This window comes from Hydrogenophaga intermedia (genome assembly GCF_000723405.1).
GTDB classification, from domain to species: Bacteria; Pseudomonadota; Gammaproteobacteria; order Burkholderiales; family Burkholderiaceae_C; genus Hydrogenophaga; species Hydrogenophaga intermedia.
Genome location: NZ_CCAE010000062.1, coordinates 1 through 25374, shown reverse-complemented (window position 1 = coordinate 25374; position 25374 = coordinate 1). Strand labels below are relative to the sequence as shown.

Here is a 25374-nt window from a genome sequence, read left to right as displayed (position 1 = left end):
GCACTTAGTTGTTTCACAATCAATCCCCAACCACCGACATATACACAGAGTAGCTCGTCGGCAGCGTCAAATGTGTATAAGAGACACGTCCTACAAAGACGCCGGCGTCGACATCGATGCGGGCGACGCCCTGGTCGAGCGCATCAAGCCGCTGGCGAAAAAGACCATGCGCGAGGGCGTACTGGCCGGCATCGGCGGCTTCGGCGCCCTGTTCGAGGTGCCCAAGCGCTACAAAGAGCCGGTGCTGGTGAGCGGCACCGACGGCGTGGGCACCAAGCTCAAGCTGGCCTTCGAGTGGAACATGCACGACACCGTGGGCATCGACCTGGTGGCCATGAGCGTGAACGACGTGCTGGTGCAGGGGGCCGAGCCCCTGTTCTTCCTGGACTACTTCGCCTGCGGCAAGCTCGACGTGGACACCGCCGCCGCTGTGGTCGGCGGCATCGCCAAGGGCTGCGAACTGTCCGGTTGCGCCCTCATCGGCGGCGAAACGGCCGAGATGCCCGGCATGTACCCCGCCGGGGAGTACGACCTGGCCGGCTTCTGCGTGGGCGCGGTCGAGAAGTCGAAGATCCTCACCGGCAAGAACGTGGCCGCGGGCGACGTGGTGCTGGGCTTGGCCTCGCATGGCGTGCACTCCAACGGTTTCTCGCTGGTGCGCAAGTGCATCGAGCGCGCGGGCGCGAACCTGCCCGCCACGCTGGATGGCCTGCCCTTTCGCGAGGCGGTGATGAAACCCACGCGCCTGTACGTGAAGAACGTGCTGGCCGCGCTGCAACAGCACCCCGTCAAGGCCCTGGCCCACATCACGGGCGGCGGCCTGCTGGAGAACATCCCCCGCGTGCTGCCCGGCGCCCTGGCCGCGCACCTCGTCAAAGGCAGTTGGCCGCAGACCGAGCTGTTCGCCTGGCTGCAGAAGACGGCGGGCATCGACGACATCGAGATGAACCGTACCTTCAACAACGGCATCGGCATGGTGGTGGTGATCGCCGCCGACCAGGCCGCGGCCTGTGCCGCCACGCTGCGCGGTCTGGGCGAATCGGTGCACGCCATCGGCCGCATCGCGCCGCGCGGCAACGGCGCGCCGGTGGTGGTGGCCTGACGGCCGCCCTGCCCGCCCTCAGGTGATGTCTTCGGACATCACCACCCGCACGCCGGGCGTCGCGGTCAGCGCCGATTCCAGCAGTGTGCGTGCGATCGCCTCGGCCGGCACCACGCGCCAGCGGCGCGGCAACACCGGCCGCACCGCCTCGCTGATGCGCACGAACAGCCGCTCGCGCGGCCGGTCCTCCACGCGCTCGCCGCCGATCAAGCCCGGTCTCACCAGCGTGAGCGAGGGATAACCCAGCGCCAGCAGGTCCCGCTCGACCTCGCCCTTGGTGCGCGAATAGAACACGCGCGAGCGCAGGTCCGCGCCCAGGGCCGAGTTGAAGGCGTAGGCCTGGGTGCCCTGGCGCAGCGCCAGTTCGGCCACACGCAGCGGCAGGTCGTGGTCCACCCGGTAGAAGGCCTCGCGCGAACCCGCGGTCTTGATGGTGGTGCCGATGGTGCAGATCACCGCGTTGACACCCCACCACTCCGCGTCTTCAGGCAGGCGCTCGAAGTCCACGACGGGGTTCAACAGCTTGGGGTGGGTGGGCAAGGCGCGCCGGGTGGGCGCCACCACCAGCCGAACCTGCGGGTGCGCCAGCGCCTGGCGCAGCGCGTGGCTGCCGACCAGGCCCGTGGCGCCCGCGATCATGAGTGTTTTCAAGAACGAGGCTCCGGTTCCGGGCCCGGCGGGCCACGGTTCCCGGTGAATGTTCGTTGCAGCTCTGGCCGCGCGTCAACAGCGCTTACACGCCGATACGGCGGAGGCGCTCAATTCATCGCGCGCCGAAGGGTCTGCAGCCGCTGCTCGATCGCGCTGCGCTCGAGCGCGTCGTCGGTGTGGTCGACGAAGGTTTCGAGGTCGTTTACCGCGAGGCGCAGGTCGCCGATCTCGGCCCAGGCCAGGCCGCGGTCGCGGAACTCAACCCAGGCCTCGGGCAGCAGCACGATGAGGCGGTCCTGCACGGCCACCAGACGCAGCCAGTCGGACTGCGTGCGGTGGATCTCCTTCAGGTTGCGCAGCAGGCGGGCGAGGATCTCGCGCGGCGTGGCGGCCTGCAGGTACAGGCCCACGGGCACGTCGAAGTCGTCGATCAGGCCGTTGCGGCGTTTGTACGGCTCCAGCCGCTCCGACAGATCCTCGCGGCTGAGCGACTGGCCGGTGAATGGGTCGATCACCACCTGCCCGTTGGGCAGGTTGATCTTGATCATGAAGTGCCCGGGGAAGTTGACGCCACGCGCCTTCAGCCCCATGCCCTGCGCGAGTTCCAGCCACAGCACCGCCAGCGAGATGGGAATGCCTCGGCGCGTGCGCAGCACGGCGTTCAGGTAGCTGTTGTCGGGGTCGTAGTAGTTGTTGACGTTGCCGCCGAACCCCATGTCGCGGAAGAAGAACTGGTTGAGCACGCGCAGGCGCTGCAGCGGGCCGGCGTCCTCCGGGCAGCGGCGCTTCACGCGCGCGAGCATCTGGTCCACGTCGCCCAACACCTGTTGCACGTCCAGGTCGGGGTACTCGTCCTGCGCCACCGAGGCGGCCGCTTCGAACAGCGGCAAGGCCTCGTCGTCACGCACGAGCGACGCGAAGTAGCTCAGGGGCGTGGGCGCGGTGAACTCGAACGTGAGCGGCATGGAAAAGGGTCGAGAGCGGGCGCGGGACGGTCTATTGTCGGACGAACTGCCGCAAGTTCAAGCCCGAGAGAACCAAGGCCCCGAAGTACAGCGCGCCAGCCCCCACGATACCCAACGCCAGCAGGCCGACACGCTGCAGTGCAGCACCTTCGAAACCCAGCCAGCCCACGCGGGCCGACAGCCAGGTGAGGTAGACCGCCAGCAGCACGCTGGCCGCCAGCACCTGCAGGCCGAATTTCGCCCAACCCGGGGCCGGTTTGTAGGCTCCGCGCCGGCGCAGCCCGATCAGCAGGAAGGCCGCGTTGACCAATGCCCCCAGGCCAATGGCCAACGCAAGCCCGGCGTGCGCCAGGTGCGGCACCAGCACCACGTTGAGCAGTTGGGTGAGCACCAGCACGCCGATGGCGATCTTCACCGGCGTGCGGATGTCTTGGCGGGCGTAGAACCCCGGCGCCAGCACCTTGATGGCCACCAGCCCGATCAGCCCCGCCCCGTAGCCCATCAGGGCCATGGAGGTCTGCTGCACGTCGGCCACGCCGAAGCGGCCGTAGTGGTACAGCACCGCCACCAGCGGCTGCGCAAAGGTCAGCAGCGCCACCGCGCTGGGCACCGCCAGCAGCACCACCAGACGCAGGCCCCAGTCGAGCAGGCCACTGTAGCGCTCGTTGTCGCCAGCAGCTTGTGCGGCCGACAATTGCGGCAACAGCACCACCCCCAGGGCCACGCCCAGCAAGGCCGTGGGGAACTCCATCAGGCGGTCGGCATAGGTGAGCCAGCTCACGCTGCCCACGGCCAGGTGCGAGGCGATCTGGGTGTTGATCAGCAGGGAAAGCTGGGCCACGCTGACGCCCAGCAGCGCGGGCAGCATGAGGGTGAGCACGCGGCGTGTGCCGGGATGCGCCCAGGCCGCCTTCAGCGAACCCCAGCCCAGCCGCACGCGCGGCCACAGGCCCAGGCGCCGCAGCGCCGGGATCTGCACGCCCAGCTGAAGGGCGCCGCCCAGCAGCACGCCGCCGGCCATGGCATAGATCGGCGGGATGCCCAGGCGCTCGAACCAGGGCGCGCCAAACCAGGCAGCGCCGATCATGGCCAGGTTGAGCAGCACCGGCGTGGCCGCCGGCACCGCGAAGCGCTTCCAGGTGTTCAGGATGCCGGCCGCCAGCGCCACGAAGGACATGAAGCCGATGTAAGGAAACATCCAACGCGTCATGACCACGGCGGCCTCGAAGCCTTCGGGCGACTGCTTCAGGCCGGCCGCCATGGCATACACCAGCAGCGGCGCGGCCAGCACGCCCAGCACGCAGGTGACCAGCAGGGCCCAGGCCAGCACGGTGGCGATCTGGTCGATCAGGCGGCGGGTGGCCTCGTCGCCCTCCTGCGCGCGTGTGCCGGCCAGAACGGGCACGAAGGCCTGGCTGAAGGCGCCTTCGGCGAACAGCCGGCGCAGCAGGTTGGGGATGCGGAAGGCGACGTTGAAGGCGTCCGTCAGGGCGCTGGCGCCGAAGGTGGCCGCCATGAGCAACTCGCGCACCAGCCCCGTGATGCGCGAGGCCAGGGTCAGCAGGGAGACGAGGGAAGCGGACTTGAACAGCGACACGGCGCACAGTGTAAGCGGCTCCTAACCGGCGCCCGACAGATCACCTGGGTGAGCGGGAGGCACCGGGCTATAATCGCGGGCTTTGCTGGCAACATCCACAAACACCTAAGGAATACACCATGGCCACCAAGCCGAAGAAAAAGAACCCCCGCCTGGCGTCCGGTCGCAAACGCGCCCGCCAGGACGTCAAGCTCAACGCCGCCAACAGCTCGCTGCGCTCCAAGTACCGCACCGCGGTGAAGAACGTCGAGAAGGCCGTCGTCGCCGGCGACAAGTCCAAGGCGACCGAGCTGTTCGCCAAGATGCAGGCCGTTGTCGACACCATCGCCGACAAGGGCATCTTCCACAAGAACAAGGCCGCTCGCGACAAGAGCCGCCTGTCCGCGAAGGTCAAGGGTCTGGCCGCCGCGGCCTGATCCCCACCACCAGCCGCCCGGGCCCCTCGGGGCCTGCCGTTTGAATCGGGTGCGCTGCCAGCAAAAGCAGAAAAGCCGTCGCAAGACGGCTTTTTTGTTGCCTGATCGTTTGTTGCCCGCTCGGGATCAGGCCTTCTTCGGGGGAGGTTCGGGCAGCAGGCAGGCCTCCGCCACCTGCAGGTTGTTGTCGCGCGCGAAGTTGAGGCAGAAATCCCAGGCCATGGGCTCGGCCTCGCGCAGATCACCGTTCACCACCACGCACTTGACGCCGTTGATGACGGTGGGCACGCACCAGGGGGAGTAGCTCAGGTGGCTGCCCGGCTGCACGCCGCCGGGGCGAAATCCGCTCATGACCCCGGCAAGGCGTTCGGCCCAATCGCTGGGGCGAAAGGTGCGTCCATCGCGGGTGATGCCCTGGATGAAAACTTGCTTGGGGGTGGGTGCGGCCATCGGGTGGAGGGTAAGCCTCGGATGGTGGGCTCGTGCAGGAATCGGGCCATCGCGACGACCGGGATCGCCGGCCGGGAGGGCAGCCAAGAATTCTATCTTATATAAGACTTGTGACGGCCCAGCGACCCCAGACCGGGGGCATGGCACCGATGCCCAGCCGTCATCGATCCGGCGCAAAACGTGTGCCTACAATCGCGCTTCAACGGCTCCACCCTGCCCCGCAGGCGTTGAGCCGATTTCTTTTCTGGCCCGCAATCGGAGAGTCCCCGCATGAACGCCGCGCTGAAACCCGTCGCCTCGCCCCACGTGATGAACACCTACGGTCGCCTGCCGATCGCGCTGTCGCACGGACGGGGCTGCCGCGTGTGGGACACCAACGGCAAGGAATACCTCGACGGGCTCGCCGGCATCGCCGTCAACACCCTGGGTCACGGCCACCCCAAGCTGGTGCCCGCCCTGCAGGACCAGATCGCCAAGCTGATCCACAGCAGCAACTACTACCACGTGCCCGATCAGGAACGCCTGGCGCAGATGCTGGTGGAGCGCTCGGGCCTCACGAACGTGTTTTTCTGCAGCACCGGCCTGGAGGCCAATGAGGCCGCGCTGAAGCTGGCGCGCAAGTATGGCCACGACAAGGGCATCGAGCGCCCCGAGATCGTGGTCTACGAGAAGGCCTTCCACGGCCGCTCCATCGCCACGCTGTCGGCCACCGGCAACCCCAAGGTGCAGGCCGGCTTCGGGCCACTGGTGGAGGGTTTCGTGCGCGTGCCTGCGAACGACATCGAGGCTTTGAAGAAGGCCACGGCCAACAACCCCAACGTGGTGGCCGTGTTCTTCGAGACCATCCAGGGCGAAGGCGGCATCAACCCGATGCGTGCGCAGTACCTGAAGGACGTGCGCGCCCTGTGCGACGAGCGCGACTGGCTGCTCATGATCGACGAGGTGCAGTGCGGCATGGGCCGCACCGGCAAGTGGTTCGCGCACCAGTGGGCCGGCATCGTGCCCGACGTGATGCCCCTGGCCAAAGGCCTGGGCTCGGGCGTGACCATCGGCGCGGTGGTGGCCGGCCCCAAGGCGGCCAACATCTTCCAGCCGGGCAACCACGGCACCACCTTCGGCGGCAACCCGCTGTCCATGCGCGCAGGCGTCGAGACCATCCGCATCATGGAAGAAGAAGGCCTGCTGGCCAACGCCGAGCGTGTGGGCGCGCACCTGCGCGCCGCGCTGGAAAAGGGCCTGGCCGGCGTGGACGGCGTGAAGGAAATCCGCGGCCAGGGCCTCATGCTGGGCATCGAACTCGCCAAGCCCTGCGGCGTGATCCTGCAGCGCGCGGCCGACGCGGGCCTGCTGCTGTCGGTCACCGCCGACAGCGTGATCCGCCTGGTGCCGCCGCTGATCCTCAGCACGGCCGAAGCCGATGAGATCGCCGCCATCCTGGTGCCCCTGATCAAGGCCTTCCTGGCGGAGTGAGCGCGCCCATGTCGACGACGATTCGCCACTACCTGCAGTTCAAGGACCTGAGCGCCGAGGAGTACGGCCACCTATTCGAGCGCGCCGCTTTCATCAAGCGCAAGTTCAAGGCCGTCGAGAAGTACCAGCCCTTCGCCGACCCCGACCGCACCCTGGCCCTGATCTTCGAGAAGGCGAGCACGCGCACGCGCGTGAGCTTCGAGGCCGGCATGTACCAGATGGGCGGCTCGGTGGTGCACCTCACCACGGGCGACAGCCAGCTCGGCCGCGCCGAGCCCATCGAGGACAGCGCGCGCGTGATCAGCCGCATGGTCGACCTGGTGATGATCCGCACCTTCGAGCAGGCCAAGATCGAACGCTTCGCCGCGCACTCGCGTGTGCCGGTCATCAACGGCCTGACCAACGAATTCCACCCCTGCCAGATCCTGGCCGACCTGTTCACGCTGGTGGAGTACCGGCCTGCACCGAGCGGCCAGCCGCTGGACGCGATCCGCGGCAAGGTGGTGGCCTGGGTGGGCGACGGCAACAACATGGCCAACACCTGGCTGCAAGCGGCCGAATTGCTGGGCTTCACGGTGCACGTGAGCACGCCCGGCGGTTACGAGGTCGACCCCGTGCTCGCGGGCATCAGCGACCGCAATTGCTACAAGGCCTTCAAGGACCCGCGCGAGGCCTGCCGAGGCGCCGATCTGGTGACCACCGACGTGTGGACCAGCATGGGCTTCGAGGCCGAGAACGAGGTCCGCCGCCAGGCCTTCGCGCAGTGGTGCGTGGACGAGGCCATGATGAAGCTGGCCAAGCTCGATGCCCTCTTCATGCACTGCCTGCCCGCGCACCGCGGCGAGGAAGTGGCCGCCGACGTCATCGACGGCCCGCAGAGCGTGGTGTGGGACGAGGCCGAGAACCGCATGCACGCGCAGAAGGCCCTGATGGAGTACCTGCTGCTCGGCCGCGTGGCCTGAGGCCATGTCCGCCTGCACGAGCTGCGGCGCCTGCTGCGCGTGCTTTCGCGTGGACTTCTCCATCCACGAGACGGAGGACATGGGCGGCAGCGTGCCGGGCGGCCTCGCGGTCGAGGTCAACCACAGCACCCTGCGCATGCGCGGCACCGACCACTCGCCGCCCCGCTGCGCGGCGCTGACGGGCAAGGTCGGCGTGAAGGCCACGTGCGGCATCTACGAGTGGCGACCCTCGCCCTGCCGGGAATTCGAGGAAGGCAGCGACGCCTGTAGCCGCGCCCGCGCACGGCACCACCTGCCGCCGCTCGGCGAAGCGGCTTGAACCCGGCCCGACATTTCAGGTCTGAAGTTTTCCGTCACCTGTTGGCAATAACCGACACCACGGGTATTTTTGCGGTGCTACCTTCGCCGCGCCATGAAAACCCTCTGGGACATTTCCCCTCCCGTTCACGCGGGCGCACCCGTCTTTCCCGGTGACACCGCGTATGCGCAGCAGTGGGTCGCGAGCATCGGCCCCGGTTGCCCGGTGAACGTCAGCGCGATCACGCTCTCGCCGCACGTGGGCTCGCACGCCGACGCGCCGCTGCACTATGACCCGGCGGGCGCGCCCATCGGCGAGGTGCCGCTGGAGACTTTCATCGGCCCGTGCCGCGTGATCCACGCCATCGGCGTTGGCCCCCTGGTGCGGCTCGAACACCTGGAGCACGCCATGAAGGATGTGCCGCCGCGCGTGCTCGTGCGCACCTACGCGCGCATGCCACAAGACACCTTCGACAACGACCTGCCCGCCTTCGCCCCCGAGACCGTGGAGCGCCTCGCCGACCTCGGTGTGGTGCTCATCGGCATCGACAGCGCCAGCATCGACCCCGCCAGCAGCAAGACGCTGGACAGCCACCAGGTGATCCGCCGCCGCGGCCTGCGCGTGCTGGAGAACCTGCTGCTCGACGACGTGCCCGAGGGCGACTACGAACTCATTGCCCTGCCCCTGAAGCTCACCACCGCCGACGCCTCACCCGTGCGCGCGGTGCTTCGTTCCCTGCCATGACCACCACACAGCAAGACTGCCGCGCGCTCGACGCGCAAGACCCGCTGCGCGCGCTGCGCGATCTGTTCGACGTTCCCGCGAACACCATCTACCTCGACGGCAATTCGCTCGGCGCCATGCCGCGCTCGGCGCCCGCGCGCGTGGCCGAGGTGGTCACCACCGAATGGGGCCGCGACCTGATCCGCAGCTGGAACAGCGCGGGCTGGTTCGAGATGCCACGCAAGGTCGGTGACCTGATAGCGCGGCTGATCGGCGCCGAGCCGGGCACCACCATCGCCACCGACAGCACCAGCGTGAACCTGTTCAAGGCGCTCAGCGCCGCGCTGCGCATCAGCGCCGAGACGAAGCCCGGCCGCTGGCGCATCGTGAGCGAGCGCAGCAACTTCCCCACCGACCTGTACATCGCCGAGGCCCTGTGCAAGGACAAGGGCTGGGAGCTGGTGCTGGTGGAGCCGCACGAGATCGCCGAGGCGTTGAAGGACGAGAAGCTGGCGATCCTGATGCTCACGCACGTGAACTACCGCACCGGCGCCATGCACGACATGGCCGCAGTGACCCAGGCCGCGCACGAGGCCGGCGTGCTGGTGGTGTGGGACCTGGCGCACAGCGCGGGCGCGGTGCCGGTGGACCTGACGGGCGCCGACGCCGACTTCGCCGTGGGCTGCGGCTACAAGTACCTCAACGGCGGCCCGGGCGCGCCGGCCTTCGTGTGGGTGAACCCGAAGCATGCCGACCGCTGCTGGCAGCCGCTGGCCGGCTGGTGGGGCCACGACAAGCCCTTCGCCTTCACGCCCGACTACCAGCCGGCCGCCGGCATCGTGCGCTACCAGTGCGGCACGCAGCCCATGATCAGCCTGGCCGCGCTGGAGTGCGGCGTGCAGAGCGTGCTGGCGGCCGAGCCCCTGGGTGGCATGGCCGCGTTGCGGCGCAAGTCGCTGGCGCTCACCGATCTCTTCATCGCACTGGTGGAAGAACGCTGCGCCGGGCACGGCCTGTCGCTGGTCACACCGCGCGAACACACCCGGCGCGGCTCGCAGGTCTGCCTGTCGAAAACGGAAGGCGCCTACGCCATCGTCCAGGCGCTCATCGCGCGCGGCGTCATCGGCGACTACCGCGCCGGCGACGGCGCGGGCCACCCCGACATCCTGCGCTTCGGCTTCACGCCGCTGTACGTGGGTTTCGAGGACGTGTGGAACGCCGTCGAACACCTGTGCCAGGTGCTGGAGACCGGCGAGTGGCAAGGCGCCGCATTCCAGCGCCAGCACGCGGTGACCTGAATGAGCGACTCCACCCAACGCCCCGAGGACGTGGTGCGCGAGGAGCGCGCCCAGCTCGACTTCAGCCGCGACATGAGCTACGGCGACTACCTGCAGCTCGACGCCATCCTCAACGCGCAGAAGCCGCTGTCGCCCGCGCACGACGAGATGCTGTTCATCGTGCAGCACCAGACCAGCGAGCTGTGGATGAAGCTGATGCTGCACGAGCTGCACGCGGCCATCGCCCACATCGCGCGCGACGAGTTGCAGCCAGCGTTCAAGATGCTCGCCCGCGTGAGCCGCATCATGGAGCAGCTGGTGCACGCCTGGGACGTGCTGGCCACCATGACGCCGCCCGAGTACAGCGCGCTGCGGCCCTACCTGGCGCAGTCCAGCGGCTTCCAGAGCCATCAGTACCGCTGCATCGAGTTCGCCATGGGCAACAAGAACGCCGCCATGCTCAAGCCGCACGCGCACCACCCCGAACGCGCGGCGACGGTGCAGGCGGCCTACGAAGCGCCCTCGCTCTACGACGAGTGCCTGCGCCTGCTCGCGCGCCGCGGCCTGCCCGTTCCCGCCAGCCACACCGAACGCGACTGGACCCAGCCCTATGAGGCCAGCGAAGCCGTGGAACAGGCCTGGCTCACGGTCTACCGCGACCCCAAGGCCCACTGGGACCTGTACCAGCTTGGCGAGGAGCTCACCGACCTGGAGGACAGCTTTCGCCTCTGGCGCTTCCGCCACGTCACCACGGTGGAGCGCGTGATCGGCTTCAAGCGCGGCACCGGGGGCACGGGCGGCGTGAGCTACCTGCGCAAGATGCTCGACGTGGTGCTGTTTCCCGAGATCTGGCGCCTGCGCACCGATCTCTGAGCGGCGTCACAGGAGCGGCCCGCGCAAGCTGTCCACAGGGCTGGGAGGCCCCTGCCAGGCGCGCTCGCACTCGGCGCGTGCGCGCCGAAAGGCCTCGTCGCCCAGGCCCGCGCGCAACTCCAGCATCAGGGGCCGCACCCAACGGGCAGCGGCGTCGCGCCCCACCAGGTGCGCCAGGGTGGTCCAGCCCATGGCGAGCATCTCGTAGGCCTGCGCGTGCTCGCCCCGTTCCACGTGCACGGCGGCCGCCTGGCTCACGGCGTCGAGGTAGTGGATGGCGTCGCGCACCTCCAGTGCGCCCCGGCGCGCCATGTCCAGACGCTCCAGCGCCTCGGCGCGCTCGCCCAGCGAGCGCGACAGGCGCGCCCCCAGCAGACCACGCCGCGCGGCCCCGGCACCCGAACTGTCGCCGATGGACGCCAGGTCCTGCCACAACTCGTCGGCCCGTCGGGGATCGTGGTTCATGAGGGCGGCCACGGCCGCCAGCCGGGCCGCCTCGGCGTCGCCAGACAGCCCCTGCGCGGAAAACAGGCTGGCTGCACGCAGGAAGCGCTGCGTGGCGCCTTCGGTGTCACCCACGGACAAGGACTCGCGGGCCTGGGCCAGCAAGGTGTCCGCCACGTCGTGCGCCCGCTCTCGGGCGTTCTCGGTCGTCCAGCCCACCGGGCCGGGCACGGTGTCGTCGTACGCACCCATGACCGCCTCCTTTGTCGTCCACCCATCGGCATGGGCGGATCCGGAAGCTTAGATCAGCTCGGGCGAATGTTGTTGCGTTTGATGACGTCGGCCATGGCGGCGGTGTCGGCTTTGATGCGCCGCGCCAGGCCCTCGGGCGAAGTGCCGGCCACGGCCCAGCCCTGGTTGAGGATCTTCTCGCGCACGTCGGGGCGGCGCACGATCTCGGTCAGCAGCGTGGCCAGGCGGTTCACGTGCGCCTTGGGCAGGCTGTTGGGTGCGGCCACCGCGTTCCAGATCTCGAGCGAAAAGTCCTTTACCCCCGCTTCGGCCAGGCTGGGCACGTCGGGCACCACGGCGCTGCGACCGGCTGAAGTAACCCCAATGGCGTGCAGCTTGCCGGCCCTGACCTGCGCCATGGCCAGGCCCGGCGGCAGCAGCGACATCTGGATCTGCCCGCCGACCATGGCGGCCATGACCTGCGGGTTGCCGGGGTAAGGCACGTGCACCGCGCCGAGGCCGGCTCGCGACTTGAGCAGCTCCATGCCCAGGTGCGCCACCGTGCCGATGCCCGGGGTGCCGTAGTTCCACTTGTCGCCGTTGCTGCGCGCGGCGTCGAGGAAGGCGCGCGGATCCGTCGGCGTGCCAGGGGCACCGGCCAACAGCAGCGGTGCCACGGCGATCAGCGAGACCGGCGTGAGATCGGTGAGCGGGTCGTAGGTGGTGGCGGGGTTGAGGATCTTGGCGATCGTCATGTTGCCGTTGATCATCAGGCCGATGGTGTGGTCGTCGTCGGCGCGCGCCACCTGCGCGGCAGCCACGTTGCCGCCAGCACCGGGGCGGTTCTCGATCACCACCGGCTGGCCCAGCAGGCCCTGCAGCGGGTCGGCCAGGGTGCGGGCCATCAGGTCGGGCGAGGAGCCACCGGGGAAGCCCACCACGATCTTGAGCGGGCGGCTGGGCCACGCCGGCTGGGCCCAAGCAAGGGGCACGGCGGTGGCGGCGGCCAGCGCGGCACCGGTGGCAATGGCTTGGCGGCGGTTGATGGGCTTCAGGGGCATGTCGGTCTCCGGTGGTGTTGTCAGGGGCTCGGGCGCCCGATCGAAGGTGGCTCGCCCGGGCCGGCATAGAGCCAGGGATTGTCCAACAAGCGCTCGCCCAGCACGGCCATGGCCCAGTCGCGGCCCAGGCGCAGCGCGCCGCTGGCGTGAAAGATGCGCCCGTTGCGGCGCGAGCGCTGCTGCACGCGGGCGTTGCGCGCCCAACGCGCCTGCGCGTAGCGGGCGAGCCGCTCGGGCCAATCGTCCCCCGCCGCGCCTTGCGCCAGGTGGCCCAGGGCCCAGGCGTCTTCCAGCGCCATGGCCGCGCCTTGAGCCAGATAGGGGCGCATGGGATGGGCGGCGTCGCCCAGCAGCGCCACCGGGCCCCGCGCCATATCGGCGGGGCCGCGCAGCGGATCGCGGTCGTGCAGCACCCAGCGCGTCCAACCGGGCACGGCCGCCAGCCAGTCGGCCAGCGGGGCGCTGATGGTGCCCAGGGCGGCCCGCAGCTCCGCGGCCTCCGCCGGCTGCGACCAATTGCTCGCGTCCGCAGCGCCGGGCTCGCCGTGCACCACGGCCACGAGGTTGATCGCCTCGCCCCGACGCACCGGGTAGTGCACCACGTGCAGTTGCCGGCCCAGCCACACACCGATCTGATTGGCGCGCATGGCCTCGGGCAAGGCCGCGGCCGGCACCAAGCCCCGGTACGCGAGGTGACCGGTACGCCGGGGCGGCGAGTGGTCGAATCCCGCGTGGCGTACGCGGCTCCAGAGGCCATCACAACCGATCAGGGCCTGGCCCGCCAGGTGATCGCCGCTGGCCAGCGTGAGCGACACGCCGCCTTCGCTGATCTGCCAGGACTCGACACGCGCCCCGAGCCGCCACGACACCTGCGCCTCGCCCGCCGCAGCGCCTTGCAGCAGCGCGTGCAGGTCGGCCCGGTGAATGCAGGCGTAGGCCTGCCCGTGGCGCGTCACGGTGGCCTTTCCCAGGCGCAGCTGACCGAGCGCGCGCCCGCTGCGCGCGTCGCGCACATGCAAGGCGTCGGGAAACGCCGCCGCCTCGCGCAGCGCCGGCAGCAGGCCCCAGTCGGCCAGCACGCGCACGGCGTTGGGGCCCAGTTGCAGGCCGGCGCCAATTTCGCCGAAGGCGGGCGCCTGTTCGAGCACGGTGACCGGATGACCCTGGCGCGCAAGAGCCAGGGCTGCAGCCAGACCACCGATGCCGGCGCCAGCCACGAGCAGGGGGAGGTTCATGGAGGGCGATGGTATCGGTGATGCATCGCGCGCTTCGTATGGGAGAAGGAACCACGCCTCGCCTGCGATGACTCATCGCCGCCGCTCCAAGCGCGTCACTGCCTCGGCGCCGATGACGCCCATCCACCACGCCCTCGATCCATGAAACGAACCACTTCCGGCACAGATGACTCGATATACATCAACGACTCTCGCCGGTTCGACTACTCAGGCCCTATTCAAACGGCCAGCGCTCAGTCCGAAAAACCTGGCGCCCCTGCCCCCGAGCAAACGCCGACCTACCCTTCGCCGGCCTCCGATCCATCGGCGGCGCATCGCCGCCGGCTCGACGACATCTACCAACTGGCCATGCGACTCAAGGCGAACCACGACGCTCTTTGCGCACAACAAACCCAACCACCCGAAGAGCAGCTGGATCTGAAAATCCTGGCGGCCGCGATGGAATACAACGCTGTCTGCGAGCAGTATCGACTCGAGGAGCAGCAATGGACACAGACGCAGTCCCATGTTTCCAACGCTGCGCCTGGCCCAACGTCCGACCCGTCACCCGACCACGAGGAATTGTCCAAGTGGGGGCCCGCGCGCACGATCGAAGTCTTCATGCGGGAGAACGCGGCGCTTCTGCAGCGCGAGCAGGACCAGCCCACCGTCGCCGCCTTCGCAATCATCACCGCATGCGATTCCGCGTCGCAGATCAATGGGACCACCCTGGAGAGGCTTCAGGCCCCGGGCTTCGCCGGCATGTTGAATGTGCTGCTGCAGCGCCAGCAGGCCCCGCTGACCGCCGCTGCGGGCCACCTGGCGCTCACCATGCTGCTGTACTACTGCGCCAACTCGCTGACGCTGCCGAAGATCTGCGTGGATGCAATAAGCCAGTCATTGAATGCGCTGCAAACCTACCCACGAGAGGACGAGTATCAGCTGAAGGGATCGACATGGGCCGGCCTGGCCCAGCAGCCGGGGCCGATCCAGGACGCCTTCGCTGCCTTGCTGAACCGCTCCATCAAGCGCCAGTGATCAGAGGATGCGGTTGAACCACGCCAGCGACAGTGCCGCCGCCACGATCGCCAGCGCCGCCGCCGCCAGCGCCAACAGGCCTGAGAGCTCGGTCTCCTTCTTCTCTACCGTGAGCCGTGAACTCAGCGACTGGTAGATCTGCTTGAGGTTTTCGGCCGTGCCGGCGTAGAAGTACTCGGCCTTGGTAGTGCGCGCCACGTCCTTGAGCGTGTCCTCGTCCAGGCGCACGCGCATGGACCAGCCCTCGAAGCCGATGACCTCGCCCTCCACCGTGCCCACGCCCACGGTGTACACGCGCACGCCACGGTCAGCCGCCATCTTCGCGGCCTCGGCCGTGTCCACGCCGGTGGTGCGCTGGCCGTCGGTGAGCAGGATGATGGCCGCCGAGCCATAGGAGCCGGGCTCCACGGGCTGGAAGGCCTTCTCCTCGGTGTTGCGCGGCTGGTCGAGCGAGCGGCCGCGCGGCGCGAACGGGTCGGTGTTGCGGCTGTAGGTCATGTCGGTCAGGCTGATGCGCTGGTCGGGGAACAGCTCGGACAGCGAGACCACGATGGCGCTGCCGATGGCGGTGGCGCGCTGCAGCTGGAACTTGTCGATGGCGGTGACCAGGTCCTCGCGGCTGAGCGTGACCGGCTGCACCACCTGCGCCGAGCCCGCGAAGGCCACGATGCCCACCTTCACGTGGCGCGGCAGTTCGGCCAGGAAGGCCTTGGCGGCGTTCTGCGAGGCCACCAGACGGTTGGGCTGCACGTCCTCGGCGCGCATGCTGCCCGACACGTCCATCGCCAGAATGATGGTTTGCTGCGTGGATGGCAGCGTGATGCTGGCCATGGGCCGCGCCGCGGCCAGCAGCATGGCCGCCAGCGACAGCAGCATCAGCACCGGTGGCACGTGGCGCCGCCAGCCCGGGCCCTTGCCCAGGGCCTCGCGCACGATGGACAGGTTGGCGTAGCGCAGTGCCGTGCGCTTGCGCCGGCGCAGCAGCCACACGTAGAGCAGCACCAGCAGCGGCAGGGCCAGCAGCAGCCACAGCAACTGCGGCCACAGGAAGGTGACGGGCGGCAGGTCGAATCCGTTCATGCTCGCACTCCTTCTCGGGTTCGGCGGGGCAGTTGCGTGGGCATGGGTCGCCCGCCCGCACCGTGGCGCACGCGACGCTCGCGCAGGTCCACGAAGCGCAGCACCGCGTCGGCCAGGTCCTCGTCGGTGGCGAGTTCGAGCGTGTCGACGCCGGCGCGCGCCAGGCTCTCGCGCAGTTGCGCCTCGCGCTGCGCGGCGATGCGCGCGAAGCGCTGGCGAAAGCCCTTGTCGTGCGTGTCGACGACGATCTGTTCGCCCGTTTCGGCATCGCGGATGGGGATCAGGCCCAGGTCGGGCAGGTCCAGCTCCAGCGGGTCGACCAGGCGCACGGCCACCACGTCGTGGCGACGCGCGAGTTCGCCCAGCGGCTTCTCCCAGCCGGGCTGGGTGATGAAGTCGGACACCACGAAGACGGTGCTGCGCTGGCGCACGGTGAAGACCGCGCTGCGCAGCAGATCGCCCAGGCGGGTGGCGGCCTCATTGGTGGGCACGGGTTCCTTCGTGGCCGGACGCGGCATCAGCATCTGCATGATCCGCAACACATGGTTGCGCCCACCGCGCGCGGGCAGCATCGCCTCCACGCGCGCGCGGCCGCGCGAGCCGTACACCATGGCACCCACCCGGTTGCCCTGGCCGGCGATGAGACGCGCCAGCACCGCGGTGAACTGCAGCAGCACGTCGCTCTTGCGCTGCTCGCCCGAGCCGAAGTCCACCGAAGGGCTGAGGTCGAGCAGGAACCAGGCCGCCATCTCGCGGTCCTCGGTGAACACGCGCACGTGCGGCTGCTGCAGCCGCGCGGTGACGTTCCAGTCGATGTGGCGCACGTCGTCGTGCAACTGGTACTCGCGCAGGTCGGCCAGGTCCAGGCCGCTGCCGCGCATGAGCGTGCGGTAGTGGCCCTGCAGCAGGCCGTCCAGGCGGCGCAGCACGGTCCATTCGAGCCGGCGCAACAGGGCGTCGGCGCGCTGCGCGGCCGGCGCCTTCACTGCCGCGTCGCTGGAGGCAGGAGGACTGCGACCGAACAGGCGCTTGAACATGTCAGGCCGCCCGCTTTTCCGCTTCCAGCGGGCGGGCCGGCGGCGGAATGTGTTTCATGATCCGTGCGATCAGCGCATCGCTCGTGAGGCCCTCGGACAGGCCCTCGTACGACAGCACCACGCGGTGGCGCAGCACGTCGGGCACCAGGTCGACCATGTCCTCGGGCAGCGCGTAGCTGCGTCCGCGCAGCATGGCCAGGGCGCGCGCGCCCTCCACCAGGCCGATGGTGGCGCGCGGGCTGGCGCCGAAGGTGATGAGCGTGGCCATGTCCTTGATGCCGTGCTTGTCGGGGTTGCGCGTGGCCGACACCAGGCGCACCGCGTACTGCACGAGCGACGGATCCACATACACCTCGCGGCACTGCGCCTGCAGCGCGGCAAGCTGGTCGGTGGTGGCCACCGCGTTCACCTGCACGGCGGGTCCGGTGACGCGCTCGACGATGACGTATTCCTCTTCGTCGGTGGGGTAGTCCACCAGCACCTTCATCATGAAACGGTCCACCTGGGCCTCGGGCAGCGGGTAGGTGCCCTCGGTCTCGATCGGGTTCTGCGTGGCCATCACCACGAAGGGGCGCGGCACCTTGTGCGATTCACCGGCGATGGTGACCTGCCGCTCCTGCATCACCTCCAGCAGCGCGCTCTGCACCTTGGCCGGCGCGCGGTTGATCTCGTCGGCCAGCAGCAGGTTGGCGAACACCGGGCCCAGCGAGGTGCCGAAGTCGCCCGTCTTCTGGTTGTAGATGCGCGTGCCCACCAGATCGGCGGGCACGAGGTCAGGTGTGAACTGGATGCGCTTGAAGCGGCCCTGCACGGCGTCGGCCAGCGTCTTCACCGTGAGTGTCTTGGCCAGGCCGGGCACGCCCTCCACCAGCAGGTGGCCCTGCGCGAGCAACGCCACCATCACGCGCTCGAGGAAACGGTCCTGGCCGACGACGACGCGTTTGACCTCGTACAGGATCTGCTCCATGAGCTGCGCGGTTTCGGGGGCGTTGGTGTCGCTCATGAAGGGCTCCGAAGGGTGGGTGAAGGGGATCAGAACGGGGGCAGGCCGGCGGCGCTGGCGGCGCTTTCGATGGGCACGGCAAAACCGATGCCCACGAAGGTGCGGGCGTTGGTGGGGTTGAGGATGCCGGTGACGATGCCGACCACCTCACCGTCCATGGTGACCAGTGGGCCGCCGGAATTGCCCGGGTTGGCCGCCGCGTCGAACTGGATCAGGTTGCCGATGACCTGTTTGCCCTCGGGCGACTTGAACTCGCGGTCGAAGCCGGAGATGACCCCCGCCGACACCGACGGACCGATGCCGAAGGGAAAACCGACCGCCACCACCTGGTCGCCGGCCACGAGGTCGCCGGTGGAGCGCATGGTGGCCGCGATCAAGTCGTCGGGAATGGTCTGGGCCTGCAGCACGGCCAAGTCGTTCTCGGGCTGCGCGCCGGTGACGGTGGCACCCGATTCGCTGCCATCGGCGAAGGTGATCTTGAGCCGGTCAGCCCCTTGCACCACGTGCAGGTTGGTCAGGATGATGCCTTTGTCGACGATGACCACCCCGGTGCCCACGCCCTGCTCGGACTCCTTGCCTTTGTCGTCCTTGCCGTAGGACAACACGCGCACCACGGCGGGGCGGATCTTCTCGGCCGCGCGCGCCGCCGGCGAGGGCATCACCTGCGTGGTGAGCGTGCGCAGCACAGCGGCGTCGATGTCCTTCTGCGTGAGCGGCGCGCCGCCGCCCGCCTGGCGCTGCCACACAGCCGCGATGAGCGCGACGCTCAGCAGGGCGATGGCCGCCCACATGACCCGCGGGTTGGCGGCACCCTGCGCCAAAGCGGTGCGCCAGCGGCGCGCCGGCCGTGGCTGGGCGGCAGGTTCGGCCACCACCGCCCCCGGCACCGCATCGACCGCTTGGGCCGGGCGGCGCGAGGGGCTGTACTTCGCTGTCTTTCGCATCGCGACCCCCGACGAAGATTCCGTGGGTCACATGATGCCGCGATGCGGTGACCGGCTCAAGCGGTCAACAATTGCCGCAGCACGTACGGGAGAATTCCCCTGGCGCGGTAGTAGTCCACCTCCACGGGGGTGTCAATGCGCAAGGTGACCGCGATCTCGCGCCGCTGGCCGTCGGGCCGGGTGATCACCAGCGTGGCGTCGCTCTGCGGTCGCAGACCCGGGTCGGGCACCACGTCGATCGTCTCGTCGCCGCGCAGCCCGAGCGATTCCCACGAATCCCCCGGCTTGAACTGCAGCGGCAGCACGCCCATGCCCACCAGGTTGCTGCGGTGGATGCGCTCGAAGCTGCGCGCCACCACGGCCTGGATGCCCAGCAGCTGCGTGCCCTTGGCCGCCCAGTCGCGGCTGGAGCCAGTGCCGTATTCCTCGCCCGCGAAGATGACCGTGGGCACGCCGGCCTGCACGTAGCGCATGGCGGCGTCGTAGATGGGCAGCTTCTCACCCGAAGGCTGGTGCAGCGTGAAGCCGCCCTCCTCGCGCGTGCCGTCGGGCAGCGGCGGGATCATGAGGTTCTTGATGCGCACGTTGGCGAAAGTGCCGCGCATCATCACCTCGTGGTGGCCGCGGCGCGCGCCGTAGCTGTTGAAGTCGGCCGGCAGCACCTTGTGCGCCTGCAGCCACAGACCCGCCGGCGACGAGGCCTTGATGTTGCCCGCCGGCGAGATGTGGTCGGTGGTGATGGAGTCGCCGAACAGCGCCATGATGCGCGCCCCATACACGCTCACCGGTCGCGCGCCGTCGGTGTCGTTCAGGGTGAAGCCCTGGAAGAACGGCGGCTCGGCGATGTAGGTGCTGGTGGGCCAGTCGTAGGTGGTGCCGCTCAGGCCGGGAATCTGCTCCCACAGCTCGCCGGGCTCGGTCTTCACGCGCGCGTAGTTGTCGCGGTAGGCCTTGCCGTTCATGGCGCTCTTCATCAGCGCGTGGATCTCGTCGCTGCTTGGCCAGATGTCGCCCAGGTACACGGCTTGCCCCTGGCGACCTTGGCCCACGGGCTGGGTCATGAGGTCCACCGTGACATTGCCCGCGATGGCGTAGGCCACCACCAGCGGCGGGCTGGCCAGAAAGTTGGCCTTGATGTTGGGGTGGATGCGCGCCTCGAAGTTGCGATTGCCGGAGAGCACCGCCGCGCACACCAGGTCGTTTTCGGTGATGACGGCGTTGAGCTCGGGCGTGAGGTCGCCTGCGTTGCCGATGCAGGTGGTGCAGCCGTAGCCCGCCAGCGCGAAGCCGAGCTTTTCCAGGTAGGGCAGCAGGCCGGTGTTGGTGAGGTATTCGGTGACGATGCGCGAGCCTGGCGCCAGCGAGGTCTTGATGTGCGGCTTCACCGTCAGGCCCTTCTCCACCGCCTTCTTCGCCAGCAGGCCGGCGGCCAGCAGCACGCCCGGGTTGCTCGTGTTGGTGCAACTGGTGATGGCGGCGATCAGCACGTCGCCGTTCTTCACGTCCACGCCCTGGCCGGTGGGGAAGGTCTGCGCCAGCTTGGTGGGCGGCTGCTTGAAGCCGCCCTGCTCCATGGGCGCGGCGAACAGCTCGGTGAAACGGCGCGACACGTCGCCCAGTTCGATGCGGTCTTGCGGGCGCTTGGGGCCCGCCAGGCTGGGCGCCACGGTGCCCAGGTCCAGCGTGACCACCTGCGAGTACTCGATGTCGCCGCGCTGCGGCACGCCGAACAGGCCCTGCGCCTTGAAGTAGGCCTCGAAAGCGTCGATCTCGGCCGCGCTGCGGCCCGTGCCGCGGAAATAGGTCAGCGTCTTCTCGTCCACCGGGAAGAAGCCCATGGTGGCACCGTACTCGGGCGCCATGTTGGCGATGGTGGCGCGGTCGGGCAGCGTGAGCGAGGCGGTGCCTTCGCCGAAGAACTCCACGAACTTGCCCACCACCTTGTGCTGGCGCAGGATCTCGGTGACCGTGAGCACCAGGTCGGTCGCGGTAACGCCGCCGCGCAGGCGGCCGGTGAGCTCGAAGCCCACCACGTCGGGCGTGAGGAAGTACACCGGCTGACCGAGCATGGCGGCCTCGGCCTCGATGCCGCCCACGCCCCAGCCCACCACGCCGATGCCGTTGATCATGGTGGTGTGGCTGTCGGTGCCCACCAGGGTGTCGGGGTAGTACAGCCCGCCCCGCAGGTGCACGCCGCGCGCCAGGTACTCCAGGTTCACCTGGTGCACGATGCCGAAGCCCGGCGGCACCACGCCGAAGGTGTCGAAGGCCTGCATGCCCCATTTCATGAAGCCATAGCGCTCCAGGTTGCGCTTGAACTCCAGCTTCATGTTCAGGTCCAGCGCGTCCTTGGTGCCGTAGTGGTCCACCATCACCGAGTGGTCCACCACCAGGTCCACCGGCACCAGCGGTTCGATGCGCCCGGGATCACGCCCCAGGCGCTGGGCCGTGCTGCGCATGGCGGCCAGATCGGCCAGCAGCGGCACGCCGGTGAAGTCCTGCAGCACCACCCGTGCCACGGTGAAGGGAATCTCGTCGGTGCGCGGCGCGTTGGGCTGCCAGTTGGCCAGCTGCGCCACATGCTCGCGCGTCACGCGCTCGCCGTCGCAGTGGCGCAGCACGCTTTCCAGCACGATGCGGATGGAGTGCGGCAGGCGCTTGACATTGGGGAATTCGCGCGCCAGCGCCGGCAATGAGTAGAGCCGGCCTGTCTTGCCGGCGCTGGGGGAGAAGGTCTTGACGGTCTGGGCGAAGGGGTGCGTGTAGCTCGTGGGGGCGTCCATGCGGTGGCTCCTGAAGATCGTGGCTGTTCTGAGTCGACGGCCATTCTGCGATCTTCTGGCGCCACCGCAAGGGCGGGGGCCGATTTGCCCCGTGGGCGCCTCCTGGAATCAGACCGATCAGACCGCCAGGCGCGCGGCCGGCGCGCGCCAGCCCAGGAACTCCAGGTCGGCCAGGGCCAGCACGGCCACCGCCAGCACCGTGAGGTAGGCCTGTCCCAGCGCTGTCACGCCGCTGTCACCGCCCCAGGCGATGGCCAGGCATCCGATGCCCCAGATCACGTTACCGATGATCAGCACCATCAGCGGGCCGCGCGCCGGCATCACCTGGCGTGCCAGGATCGTGGACAAGGCCACATAAGCCAGCAGCGCCCAGCCAGCGGCGGTGATCAGGCCCTCGGACAGGCCGAACCACGTGGCCAGCGACCCGGCGAAGGCCAGGTGCAGCACGGCGGCACCGGCCCCCGAGATGGCGTCCAACGCGAGCACGCGGCGCAGGTTGGTGGTGGACAGGTGCAGGTTCGAGAGGCTCATGGTGTAACTCCTGAGGGGTTGAACATGGCACCGATGGTGTCGGCCACCCCGCAGCGGGTCCATGACCTGCCAGGTCATGGCCACCGCCGCCGCCCGGCCTACCATGCGCCACATGCACGCCCACCACGCCACCCCCCTTCCGTTCGGCGACCACCTTCGCCACTGGCGCCAGCGCCGCCGCCTGAGCCAGCTTGAGCTCGCCCTGCAGGCCGAGGTGTCCACGCGCCACCTGAGCTGCGTGGAAACCGGCCGCGCCAGCCCCAGCCGCGAGATGGTGATGCGCCTGTCCGAACGCCTGCAGGTGCCGCCCCGCGAGCGCAACGCCTTGCTGGTGGCGGCCGGCTTCGCGCCCATGTACCGCGAACGCGCGCTCGACGACCCGGCAATGGCCGCGGCGCGCGCCGCCGTGCAGCGCATCCTGGACGCGCACGAGCCTTGGCCCGCGCTGGCGATGGACCGGCACTGGAACCTGGTGATGCACAACCGCCTGGTGCCCCTGCTGCTGCAGGGCATCGAGCCCGAGCTGCTGCAGCCGCCCGTGAACGTGCTGCGCCTGAGCCTGCACCCGCAAGGCCTGGCGCCGCGCATCCACAACCTGCCGCAGTGGCGCGAACACCTGCTGGAGCGCCTGCGCCAACAAATCGCCACCACGGGCGACAGCGGCCTGGCCGAACTGGCGGAGGAACTGCGCGGCCTGCCCCATCCGGAGGGCGACGGCCACCACGCCCTGCCGGGCGAGCACCTGGGCGTGCTCATGCCCTTCCGCTTCGAGACGCCGCTGGGCGTCCTGAACCTGGTGAGCACCACCACCGTGTTCGGCACAGCGGTGGACATCACCTTGCAGGAACTGGCGCTGGAGACCTTCTTCCCCGCCGACGAGGAAACGGCCGAGCGGCTGAGGGCGCTGGCGCAGATGGCCTGATCAGCAAACCTTGACGATCCAGGCGCACTCGGCCGTTCGATTGAGTTAGCAAAGGCGAGGGACCGGAACCGCCCATCCGGCGAGGCCACTCACGCGGAACCTCCACCGCCGGTCCCGCCCATGAACGCCGACGAACTCGCCACCCTCTGCCACCGCGCCAGCCTCGAACTCAGCCTGCCCGACCCGTACGCCCTGGGCAAGGGCCACACCGTCACCCTTGACGGCGTGCACATCGAAATCCAGCACAAGGCGCCGCGCCCGCACTTCCTGCTGCTGGCGGAGATCGCGAAATTTCCCGACACCCAGCGCGCCGCGGTGCACGAGCACCTGCTGGCGCTGCAGCTCAGCACCGCCGACCACCCCAACTTGCGTTTCGGCTTCCATCCCAGGCGGCACACCACACTGGTGTGCCTCACGTCCACGCCACTGCGAGGTGATGCCCGGCCCGAAGCGTGGTTGGCGCGCCTGATGCGCGACACCGTGCAGCAAGTGCTGGATTGGCGGCGCGAGCTGCGCGACACCACCGCCAGATTTGATTGCCAGCCGCATGCCGATGCCTTGCAGCACGCCGGCCTGCGAGCCTGAATTCCTTCTTGCCCTCTTCGCCCCCAAGCGCTTCCAACGGATCCCTCATGAACTCCAAAAAAGTCGGCTCGTCTTCAATTTCAGGCACGAACAACCCCCTGTACCGCCCCCCCGGCGGCGGTGCCCCCAAGAATGGGGTGCCCACCTCGCCGGCGAAACCCTGGACCATCGCTGACTATGATTTCTCGGGCGAGCCGCAAGGGTTGAGCGATGACACAAATCTAGGCACCACGTGCGAGCGTGAAGACACCTCCCAAACCAAGAGCAAGAGCAAGAGCGCTCCGTCGCAACTGCAATTTGATAGCGAGTCGTCCGTTGACGATGGCAGTCGCGAAGCGGATACAGCCAGCGAAGAGTCCGAGCCCGTCACCCCACCGGCCAACACGCCGCCGGGGCCTGCGCAGCCCACCGTGCAATTCTCCGAGGACCCCGCTATTGCCGCGCTGCAGAAGTCGACGCTGGCCGCCACCACCCAAGTGGTGCTGTACGCCACATGCCTCGCCATTCTGGACAACGCCCTCGCCGACCCGCAGTGCAAGCTGCCGCCCAACAGCTTCAGCTATCTGAGGGGCCTGTTCGGCGGCGCCATCAAGGAATGCGAAGCCCGCGCACAAGAGTTGACCCACGAGACCGAGCAGTTGCTGGCGCAGCACAGCCAGGAAGCCAAGGCGCTGGCCTCGCTGGCCGACGGTGACGCGTCGCCGGCCGCCGATGACACCTTTTCGGTGCGGTCCAGCCGGGCGGCGCCGGTGAATTTACGCCGAGCGCTGCGAGAAGTGAAACAACTGCCCACACAAGCCCAGCAGGATCAGATCATTGAGGGCTTGCGAGCAGCACTTGAAAAAGTGGGTCCGGTGTCGAAAGCGGACCTGGACAGAGAATTGCTTCAGATTCAATGGGATCTGGACAACCCCCACCTGAAGGGTGTGGATGCGGAACTGGGCGAGTTTCACAAGCAATTGCAGGAGAATGAGACCGAGCCCATCACGGAGAATTTCGACGCAGAGGTGAAGGCGCTGCAGCAACAGGGCAAAGAGCTGGACGAACTTCAATATTCCGTCGATAGTGATGTGGTCGACAAGCTTCTCGACCACGACTCAACAAGCTCGGCGAATTCTGAAAACAAGTCCGTCACCTTGGACGTCACGGAAAACATGTCCGCATCGACCGCATCGACCGAGAAGTCACCCTCTCAACTAGACGGCGAGCTTCTCGCATTGCTCGCAGAGCTTGAAAATCAAACGAAATCAGCCTCCACAAAACCGCAACTCCAGCAACCCACCAAGACCCCATTGAGCACGTCGGCGCAACTGCAGGAGTTGATCCAAAACCACAGTACTTTGACCGCCGACGAACTACAGTACGTGAACATCGAGACAACACAGTTTCAGAATTCGCTCGCCTCCGAAGAAGGCCGGCCGCTCACGGAACATGAATCAGCCGAGCGCGTGCTCTACGAAAACCAGCAACCAGAACCCTATCGTCAATACCTGAAGAACAAGCTCATTGACGACTATCTGGCCAAGCAACGCGCCATCATTGCGGACTCCGAGCGGGGAATCGCCTTGATGCTCGACAACCAGGATGGATCGGGTGCGGTCGAGAACGCGCGACAGCAACGGATAGACGCACTACTGAGCGGTGAGCGTCCAGTCAACCCATCTTGACCGGCCGCAAGCGGCTCATTTGGACTGCTACTTTGCACCGATGTAGGCCA

General features: G+C 68.5%; 25 protein-coding genes. 12 read left to right on the top strand and 13 right to left on the bottom strand.

What is annotated here, in order from left to right:
* Nucleotides 1–70: 70 nt before the first annotated feature.
* Nucleotides 71–1102, top strand: a complete 1032-nt coding sequence (gene purM / locus BN948_RS22380) for a phosphoribosylformylglycinamidine cyclo-ligase (protein WP_035623966.1) — start codon at nt 71–73, stop codon at nt 1100–1102.
* An 18-nt stretch (nt 1103–1120) separates the two neighbouring features.
* Here the strand turns inward: purM and BN948_RS22375 are convergent, their stop codons facing one another.
* From BN948_RS22375 to murJ, 3 genes are all read right to left on the bottom strand, one after another.
* On the bottom strand, nt 1121–1741 hold the full coding sequence (locus BN948_RS22375; RefSeq protein WP_009518484.1) for an NAD-dependent epimerase/dehydratase family protein: 621 nt from the start codon (nt 1739–1741) through the stop codon (nt 1121–1123).
* A 119-nt stretch (nt 1742–1860) separates the two neighbouring features.
* Complete coding sequence (locus BN948_RS22370) at nt 1861–2718, bottom strand: SirB1 family protein (RefSeq protein ID WP_009518485.1); 858 nt, start codon at nt 2716–2718, stop codon at nt 1861–1863.
* A 31-nt stretch (nt 2719–2749) separates the two neighbouring features.
* A complete protein-coding gene (gene murJ, locus BN948_RS22365) occupies nt 2750–4315 on the bottom strand; it encodes a murein biosynthesis integral membrane protein MurJ (protein WP_009518486.1) in 1566 nt (521 codons plus the stop codon).
* Between the two features lie 119 nt (nt 4316–4434).
* On the opposite strand from murJ, the gene rpsT reads away from it, so the two are divergent.
* Nucleotides 4435–4731 carry a 30S ribosomal protein S20 gene (gene rpsT / locus BN948_RS22360; protein ID WP_009518487.1) on the top strand — a complete coding sequence of 99 codons (297 nt, stop codon included), beginning with the start codon at nt 4435–4437 and terminating at the stop codon, nt 4729–4731.
* A gap of 126 nt (nt 4732–4857) precedes the next feature.
* Here rpsT and BN948_RS22355 read toward each other — a convergent pair whose 3' ends face one another.
* Complete coding sequence (locus tag BN948_RS22355) at nt 4858–5181, bottom strand: DUF3579 domain-containing protein (protein ID WP_009518488.1); 324 nt, start codon at nt 5179–5181, stop codon at nt 4858–4860.
* Nucleotides 5182–5451: 270 nt separating this feature from the next.
* Between BN948_RS22355 and BN948_RS22350 the strand changes: the two genes are divergently transcribed.
* The 6 genes from BN948_RS22350 (at nt 5452) to kynA (ending at nt 10784) form a co-directional block, all read left to right on the top strand.
* The gene (locus tag BN948_RS22350) at nt 5452–6651 is read left to right on the top strand and encodes an aspartate aminotransferase family protein (RefSeq protein WP_009518489.1); all 1200 of its coding nucleotides are present in this window, start codon (nt 5452–5454) and stop codon (nt 6649–6651) included.
* 8 nt (nt 6652–6659) lie between these two features.
* Nucleotides 6660–7613, top strand: a complete 954-nt coding sequence (gene argF, locus BN948_RS22345; protein ID WP_009518490.1) for an ornithine carbamoyltransferase — start codon at nt 6660–6662, stop codon at nt 7611–7613.
* 4 nt (nt 7614–7617) lie between these two features.
* Entirely contained in the window at nt 7618–7932 is a 315-nt protein-coding gene (locus BN948_RS22340) for a YkgJ family cysteine cluster protein (protein WP_009518491.1), read from the top strand.
* Nucleotides 7933–8025: 93 nt separating this feature from the next.
* A complete protein-coding gene (kynB, locus tag BN948_RS22335; RefSeq protein ID WP_009518492.1) occupies nt 8026–8655 on the top strand; it encodes an arylformamidase in 630 nt (209 codons plus the stop codon).
* Nucleotides 8652–9932 carry a kynureninase gene (kynU, locus tag BN948_RS22330; protein WP_009518493.1) on the top strand — a complete coding sequence of 427 codons (1281 nt, stop codon included), beginning with the start codon at nt 8652–8654 and terminating at the stop codon, nt 9930–9932. The genes kynB and kynU overlap by 4 nt, the downstream gene beginning before the upstream one ends.
* The gene (gene kynA, locus BN948_RS22325; protein WP_009518494.1) at nt 9933–10784 is read left to right on the top strand and encodes a tryptophan 2,3-dioxygenase; all 852 of its coding nucleotides are present in this window, start codon (nt 9933–9935) and stop codon (nt 10782–10784) included.
* Nucleotides 10785–10790: 6 nt separating this feature from the next.
* On the opposite strand, the gene BN948_RS22320 is transcribed toward kynA, so the two are convergent.
* From BN948_RS22320 to BN948_RS22310, 3 genes are read right to left on the bottom strand one after another with little or no spacing between them, the layout of a single operon-like run.
* Nucleotides 10791–11480, bottom strand: a complete 690-nt coding sequence (locus tag BN948_RS22320) for a hypothetical protein (RefSeq protein WP_009518495.1) — start codon at nt 11478–11480, stop codon at nt 10791–10793.
* Between the two features lie 53 nt (nt 11481–11533).
* On the bottom strand, nt 11534–12520 hold the full coding sequence (locus BN948_RS22315) for a Bug family tripartite tricarboxylate transporter substrate binding protein (RefSeq protein WP_009518496.1): 987 nt from the start codon (nt 12518–12520) through the stop codon (nt 11534–11536).
* Between the two features lie 20 nt (nt 12521–12540).
* Complete coding sequence (locus BN948_RS22310) at nt 12541–13755, bottom strand: FAD-dependent monooxygenase (protein ID WP_009518497.1); 1215 nt, start codon at nt 13753–13755, stop codon at nt 12541–12543.
* 141 nt (nt 13756–13896) lie between these two features.
* Here BN948_RS22310 and BN948_RS26800 point away from each other — a divergent pair, with 141 nt between their 5' ends.
* Entirely contained in the window at nt 13897–14772 is an 876-nt protein-coding gene (locus BN948_RS26800) for a hypothetical protein (RefSeq protein ID WP_009518498.1), read from the top strand.
* Here the strand turns inward: BN948_RS26800 and BN948_RS22295 are convergent, their stop codons facing one another.
* The 6 genes from BN948_RS22295 to BN948_RS22270 form a co-directional block, all read right to left on the bottom strand.
* On the bottom strand, nt 14773–15852 hold the full coding sequence (locus BN948_RS22295) for a VWA domain-containing protein (protein WP_009518499.1): 1080 nt from the start codon (nt 15850–15852) through the stop codon (nt 14773–14775).
* Nucleotides 15849–16889: a DUF58 domain-containing protein gene (locus BN948_RS22290; protein ID WP_009518500.1), complete on the bottom strand. Its 1041-nt coding sequence runs from the start codon at nt 16887–16889 to the stop codon at nt 15849–15851. Before BN948_RS22290 ends, BN948_RS22295 begins: the two co-directional genes overlap by 4 nt.
* 1 nt (nt 16890) lies before the next feature.
* A complete protein-coding gene (locus BN948_RS22285) occupies nt 16891–17892 on the bottom strand; it encodes an AAA family ATPase (protein ID WP_009518501.1) in 1002 nt (333 codons plus the stop codon).
* Nucleotides 17893–17921: 29 nt separating this feature from the next.
* Nucleotides 17922–18836: a S1C family serine protease gene (locus tag BN948_RS22280; RefSeq protein ID WP_009518502.1), complete on the bottom strand. Its 915-nt coding sequence runs from the start codon at nt 18834–18836 to the stop codon at nt 17922–17924.
* 56 nt (nt 18837–18892) lie between these two features.
* Nucleotides 18893–21619 (bottom strand): aconitate hydratase AcnA, encoded by a 2727-nt coding sequence (acnA, locus tag BN948_RS22275; RefSeq protein WP_009518503.1) that lies wholly within the window; start codon nt 21617–21619, stop codon nt 18893–18895.
* 117 nt (nt 21620–21736) lie between these two features.
* Nucleotides 21737–22150: a hypothetical protein gene (locus BN948_RS22270; RefSeq protein ID WP_009518504.1), complete on the bottom strand. Its 414-nt coding sequence runs from the start codon at nt 22148–22150 to the stop codon at nt 21737–21739.
* A 112-nt stretch (nt 22151–22262) separates the two neighbouring features.
* Between BN948_RS22270 and BN948_RS22265 the strand changes: the two genes are divergently transcribed.
* From BN948_RS22265 to BN948_RS22255, 3 genes are all read left to right on the top strand, one after another.
* Nucleotides 22263–23072, top strand: coding sequence for a helix-turn-helix domain-containing protein (locus BN948_RS22265; RefSeq protein WP_035623969.1), 810 nt, complete (start codon nt 22263–22265; stop codon nt 23070–23072).
* Between the two features lie 120 nt (nt 23073–23192).
* Nucleotides 23193–23657: a type III secretion system chaperone family protein gene (locus BN948_RS22260; protein WP_009518506.1), complete on the top strand. Its 465-nt coding sequence runs from the start codon at nt 23193–23195 to the stop codon at nt 23655–23657.
* Between the two features lie 47 nt (nt 23658–23704).
* Entirely contained in the window at nt 23705–25324 is a 1620-nt protein-coding gene (locus BN948_RS22255; RefSeq protein ID WP_138820291.1) for a hypothetical protein, read from the top strand.
* The last annotated feature ends 50 nt before the right edge of the window (nt 25325–25374 follow it).